General features: G+C 35.9%; 6 protein-coding genes. 4 read left to right on the top strand and 2 right to left on the bottom strand.

The window, feature by feature from the left end; all coding sequences use genetic code 11:
• The coding region (locus EPJ89_RS08895; protein WP_330932732.1) for an IS3 family transposase at positions 1-87 on the top strand (87 nt) is incomplete at its 5' end.
• Positions 88-164: 77 nt separating this feature from the next.
• Here EPJ89_RS08895 and EPJ89_RS08610 read toward each other — a convergent pair.
• Positions 165-923: a hypothetical protein gene (locus EPJ89_RS08610; RefSeq protein WP_200549541.1), complete on the bottom strand. Its 759-nt coding sequence runs from the start codon at positions 921-923 to the stop codon at positions 165-167.
• A 206-nt stretch (positions 924-1,129) separates the two neighbouring features.
• Positions 1,130-1,726 (bottom strand): nitroreductase family protein, encoded by a 597-nt coding sequence (locus EPJ89_RS08615; protein WP_161636682.1) that lies wholly within the window; start codon positions 1,724-1,726, stop codon positions 1,130-1,132.
• A gap of 180 nt (positions 1,727-1,906) precedes the next feature.
• Between EPJ89_RS08615 and gpmA the strand changes: the two genes are divergently transcribed.
• The 3 genes from gpmA to zwf all read left to right on the top strand — a co-directional run bounded on the left by gpmA (position 1,907) and on the right by zwf (position 5,611).
• A complete protein-coding gene (gene gpmA / locus EPJ89_RS08620; protein ID WP_414017630.1) occupies positions 1,907-2,659 on the top strand; it encodes a 2,3-diphosphoglycerate-dependent phosphoglycerate mutase in 753 nt (250 codons plus the stop codon).
• A 107-nt stretch (positions 2,660-2,766) separates the two neighbouring features.
• A complete protein-coding gene (gndA, locus tag EPJ89_RS08625) occupies positions 2,767-4,191 on the top strand; it encodes an NADP-dependent phosphogluconate dehydrogenase (RefSeq protein ID WP_161636684.1) in 1,425 nt (474 codons plus the stop codon).
• A complete protein-coding gene (zwf, locus tag EPJ89_RS08630; RefSeq protein WP_125164772.1) occupies positions 4,178-5,611 on the top strand; it encodes a glucose-6-phosphate dehydrogenase in 1,434 nt (477 codons plus the stop codon). Before gndA ends, zwf begins: the two co-directional genes overlap by 14 nt.
• Positions 5,612-5,768: the final 157 nt, after the last annotated feature.

A 5,768-nucleotide genomic window follows, 5' to 3' on the forward strand; every position in this document is an offset into this window, starting at 1 on the left:
AACTATTTAAAATATTACAATGAAAATCGAATACAAGAAAAGCTAGGATATCAATCTCCCGTAAATTATCGGTTAACTTCATCCTAACTTGGTTTTTTCTTTAGTCCCAAGGAACTAGGTCAGTTCCTTTTCTGCAGGTGGGATTTTTATAAATTTATATTCCTCTAATCTTTATAGACCTTAACACCTACGACCCCAGTATTTTTATCACTATCAATACAAACAAGGTAATATGTGTAATCTTCTTCAAAATCAAGCACTTTCGACAAATTCTTACCATTACGATCATATAAATTGCCTAAGTATTCAATCGTGTTTTCGCGTGTTGCTTTATTTATTTCATTTTCAGTTGTTAGTGCAATATGTCTACTACCTCTATAAATCATAACATTCTTCGGTGATACATATTTATTGTTATATGCATCTTTAATTGTGATCTCCATCTTATTATATTCAGAGGCTGCTTTCATTCTGAAATGATATATCCCTTCTACAAATCCAACCGATAACTGTTTTCCCTCTCTTAATTTTTCATCATGAATTTCTTTCTCAGTTTTAACTTTGGTTCCGATTAGTCTCACGCCATCCTTAGGTTCTTTAGTAATCTCTTTTTTGTCAATTACTTCCTTTTTTAGATAGTACCCTTTCTTTATTCTGTGAGGTGTTCGTGCATATCCATCTTTTGATGAGTAAATTCTTTTCACTAAAACTTTTTGCTCACCATCAACTTTTTTTGATTCTATTTTTGTATCACCAACAAAAATCTCAGGGTCTTCCTTCAATTCATAAGTTGCATCTAATGTTTGTATTTCTTCGAACTCTTCAACAAAAGTTCTCTCCTTACCTAAAAAATAAACTGAGAATACTAAAATAAATAAAGCTGTACATAATTTAGTATACTTTTTCTTAAATATTTTTTTCATCCTATCTCCCTCATACATTGATGTATAATCAACTTTATAAGTATAACAGAATATTATAATAGAAGGCTCAGGATCACGATTTATTCATATTGTTTAATCGTAGCAGTTTGCCCATTTAGTTTATGTGTTTGATTTAACTATGAATCACATCACTTTCTAGTCATGAAATAAAAAAAACAATCAGTTATCTGATTGTTTTTTTATTCTTATTTAAAAACTTTAACTTTACCCTTCACATCTTGTAGTGTTTTGGGTTGGACTTCATCAATTGCTTTACCAAATGGCATTTGCGCAACTAATTTCCAACTTGATGGTATTTCAAATGCCTCTGCAGCACTTGCATCCACAATTGGATTGTAATGTTGGACGGATGCACCGATTCCAGCTCCGGCAAGAGCAGTCCATGTTACCAATTGCAACATACCATTCTCTTGCTCAGCCCAGATTGGGAAATTATCCGCATAAAGTGCAAATTGGTCTTGTAACCCCTTCACAACATCGGTATCAATATAATAAAGAATGGTACCTTGACCTTGTTTAAAACTTTCCAATTTCGCAACAGTATTTTCAAAGCCTTCTTCAGGTGCTACTTTACGTAATGCTTCACGTGTTAAGTCCCAAAATGTATCACTGTGTTTTCCAAATAAAACGACTGCGCGTTGTGTTTGAGCATTAAATGCTGATGGTGTATGTTGTACTGATGACTCCACCAACTCAATTACTTCATCTTCGGTTAATACCGCTTCCTTTGATAATCCATATCGAGAACGTCGAAGTTCTAAATCTTCAAAAATCTTCGTCATGACATTTTACCTCCTGAGTCACTATGTTTTACGAATTATATTATATAGTTATTGACTATGTTAATTCAAACCATATGCTCTAAAATTGTTTGTGTAATTTTCAAGTTTGTGAACTAATCTGGTTAATGTAGATTTTAGAAAAGGAATGGTGTAAAATGATTAAAGAACTAGGAGGAATTGATTATGATGAAATTAGTTGTTGTTCGTCACGGTGAAAGTGAATGGAACGAAAAAAACCTCTTTACTGGATGGGCTGATGTAGAACTTTCAGAAAAAGGTGTAGAAGAAGCTAAACTTGGTGGACGTATGCTTAAAGAAGAAGGTTACGATTTCGATATCGTTTATACTTCATACTTAAAACGCGCAATCCACACAATGGACAATATTTTAAATGAAATGGAACGTACATGGTTACCAATCGTTAAAGATTGGAGACTTAACGAACGTCACTACGGTGCGTTACAAGGTTTAGATAAAGCAGAAACTGCTGCAAAATACGGTGAAGATCAAGTTCTTATTTGGAGACGTTCATTTGATGTGAAACCTCCAGAATTAGATCCTACCGATGAACGTGCTCCACGTAATATGGAAGCATACCGTAATGTAGAAGATAAAGATATTTTACCATTACACGAATCCTTAAAAGAAACAATTGAACGTGCTGTTCCTTATTTTGAAGAAACAATTAAACCTCAAATGTTAGATGGAAAACGTGTTCTTATTGTTGCTCACGGTAATTCATTACGTTCACTTGTTAAATACTTCGACAATATGACTGATGATGAAATTATGAAGGTAAACATTCCTACAGGTGTTCCTTTAGTTTATGAATTTGATAATGACTTTAATGTCGTAAACAAATACTACCTCGGTGACCAAGAAGCACTGAAAGCTAAAATGGAAGCAGTCGCAAACCAAGGAAAAGCGAAATAAGTAAAATAAAACGAGTCTCACTCGTTTTTTTTAATATTGGTCTAAGTTATTAGGCTAGTTTATTAGCCTGGATTTTTGTACAATAGTAATAGACTTTGGAGGTAATTATGAAAAAAAATGATATAGGTGTTATTGGACTTGCAGTCATGGGGTCAAACCTAGCCCTAAATATGGCTGATCACGGTTATAATGTATCGATCTATAATCGTACATATGCTGTTGGTCAAAAAGTAATTCAAGAAAACCCACACGAAAATTTAAGCCTTTTTGAAAGCTTAGAAGAATTTGTGACTTCACTTGAAGCTCCGCGCAAGATTATCCTAATGGTAAAAGCAGGACCTGCTGTCGATAAAGTAATTGAAAATTTAATTCCACTCCTTAATAAGGGTGACATCATCATGGATGGTGGTAATTCAAACTTTAAAGATACGATTCGTCGTACCCAAGAAATCGAAGCACTCGGATTCCGTTATTTAGGTGTTGGTATTTCAGGTGGGGAAGAAGGCGCACGTTTCGGCCCTGCTATTATGCCAGGTGGAAGTAAGGACGCATATCAATTTGTTTCAAATATATTGGAAGATGTTTCTGCTAAAGCACAAGGTGAGCCATGTTGTACGTATATTGGTGAAAATGGTGCCGGTCATTATGTCAAGATGGTTCATAATGGCATTGAATATGCAGATATGCAATTAATTGCAGAAAGTTATTCAATTTTAAAACATGTTGGCGGTTTTACGAATGAAGAACTTGAAGCAATCTTTACCGATTGGAATCACGGTGAACTTGATAGTTTCTTAATTGAAATTACAGCACAGATTTTTGGTGAAATTGATCCGGATACCGGTAAACACATGGTGGATGTTATTTTAGATACAGCCGCTCAAAAGGGAACTGGTAAATGGACAGCCGAAGAAGCATTAAATACAGGTACCGATGCTTCCTTACTTGCATCCGCAGTCTTTGCACGTTTTATTTCAGCGAAAAAAGAAGAACGTGTACAAGCACAAGATATTCTTGGGTTTGAAGCACCTCATGCACAAATCAATGATCGTGAAGCCTTTATCGAGCAAGTTCGCCAAGCGTTATATGCAAGTAAGATTATTGCCTATGCACAAGGTTTTGACTTGATGAAAAATGCATCCATTGAATATGGATGGGACTTAGACTTTGGTGCGATTGCGAAAGTATTCCGTGAAGGATGCATTATCCGTGCGAAATTCTTAAATCGTATTACAGATGCTTATACATTAAATCCTGAGTTACAAAACTTAATGTTGGATGCATCATTCAAAGAAAGTCTGCTTGATTATCAAGGTAGTTTACGTGATGTGTGTGGTCTTGCCATTCAATCTGGAATCAGTGTTCCTGCCTTTACCAATGCAATCAGTTATTTCGATGCATACCGTAATGGTCGTTCAAATGCAAACTTGATTCAAGCTCAACGTGACTTGTTCGGAGCGCATACCTTTGAACGTGTTGATAAACAAGGTAGTTTCCACCACGAATGGAATCCTAGTAATGAAGGCAAATAATCATATAGTCGCAATTTTCGGAGGTACGGGTGACCTTACCTACCGAAAGTTGTTACCTGCATTTTATAACCTTCTTGAAACCAAGAGTCTTCCTGATTCATTTCATCTTGTTGTAATTGGACGACAAGATTTAACGACAGCGGCATACCACGAGTTGGTAAAGCCATGGCTTCGTGAACAGGCTCGTTTTGATGTCAAAGAAGAAACATTGGATGTCTTTCTCGAATACGTGTCCTATTTTAAAATGACATTTACGGAAGATGAAGGATATCCACGACTTAAAACATATTTTGAGGCGCTTGATCCTCAAGCACACGTTCTTTATTATTTTGCCGTTGCACCTTCTTTCTTTGAAACAATTGCAACACAATTAGCGCGTCATCAATTGGTTTCCAAGAGCAAGGTTATCATTGAAAAACCTTTTGGAAATGACTTAAAATCCGCAATCGATATCAATAATACGTTAACGCATATCTTTGATGAAGATCGTATCTTCCGAATTGATCACTATGTTGCGAAAGAAATGGTTCAAAACATCTTTACGATTCGTTTTTCTAATATGATCTTTGCGGATAGTTGGAATGGTGCATCCATTAATAATATTCAAATCAGCGCCGCGGAAACGGTTGGTGTTGAAAATCGTGGGAATTACTATGATCATACAGGTGCTTTAAAAGACATGTTTCAAAATCACTTGCTTCAGTTATTATCCATTGTTCTTATGGATGAACCACAAGCATTTAATGCTGCTGACATCCACCGTGAACAAGAAGCTGTGTTGGAAAGTCTGTATGTTAAAGATTACGAAAATGATATAGTGTACGGTCAATATCTTGAAAATAAAGATTCGAAGTCTTATATACAGGAAGATAAGGTGCAGTCTGACTCCACAACCGAAACCTATGTTGCATTAAAACTTGCCTCATCACTTCCTAAATGGCAAGATACCCCTATCTACATTCGTACGGGGAAACGTATGCATAAGCGTTCCACGGAGATTATGATTGAATTTAATCAAAAAGACCACGAACAACCTAATGTACTCATTATCAAAGTTCAACCGGACGAAGGGGTCTATCTTCGTTTTAATATTAAAAAACCGGGCCAAACTCATGATAGTCAGACAGTCTTTATGGATTTCTGCCAGAGCTGTAATTACGAAAATAGGGAAAATACGCCGGAAGCGTATGAGCGTCTTCTCAAGGCAGCCATGGATTCCGATCAGTCCTTATTCGCAAGTTTTAAGCAAGTCCATCTAAGTTGGAGTTTGGTTGAAACTATCCTAAAGCATAAAGGCAATGAGAGTCCTGAAGGCTATGCTGCTTATTCATCCGGTCCGAAACGTGCTCATGATTTATTAGCACGTGATGGCAATCAATGGATTGAAGAACAGGTTATGGGCGAAATATTTAAATACTAAACACAAAAAAACTTCTTAAAGTGCTAAGAAGTTTTCCTAAATTCAAATCTCAACCGCACCACCCAAGGTGCGGTTGTTTTTGTATAATAAAAGGAGCCCACCCGACTAAAAGGAGCTCCCATATGAAGTATAAACAATTAGATAAAAAAATGAAAGA

This window comes from Erysipelothrix sp. strain 2 (EsS2-6-Brazil) (genome assembly GCF_016617625.1).
GTDB classification, from domain to species: Bacteria; Bacillota_I; Bacilli_A; order Erysipelotrichales; family Erysipelotrichaceae; genus Erysipelothrix; species Erysipelothrix piscisicarius.

Bases quoted from the DNA above. Each gene is read 5' to 3' on its own strand.
- EPJ89_RS08610 (WP_200549541.1), bottom strand. From the start codon at position 923: ATGAAAAAAATATTTAAGAAAAAGTATACTAAATTATGTACAGCTTTA.
- EPJ89_RS08615 (WP_161636682.1), bottom strand. From the start codon at position 1,726: ATGACGAAGATTTTTGAAGATTTAGAACTTCGACGTTCTCGATATGGA.
- gndA (WP_161636684.1), top strand. From the start codon at position 2,767: ATGAAAAAAAATGATATAGGTGTTATTGGACTTGCAGTCATGGGGTCA.
- zwf (WP_125164772.1), top strand. From the start codon at position 4,178: ATGAAGGCAAATAATCATATAGTCGCAATTTTCGGAGGTACGGGTGAC.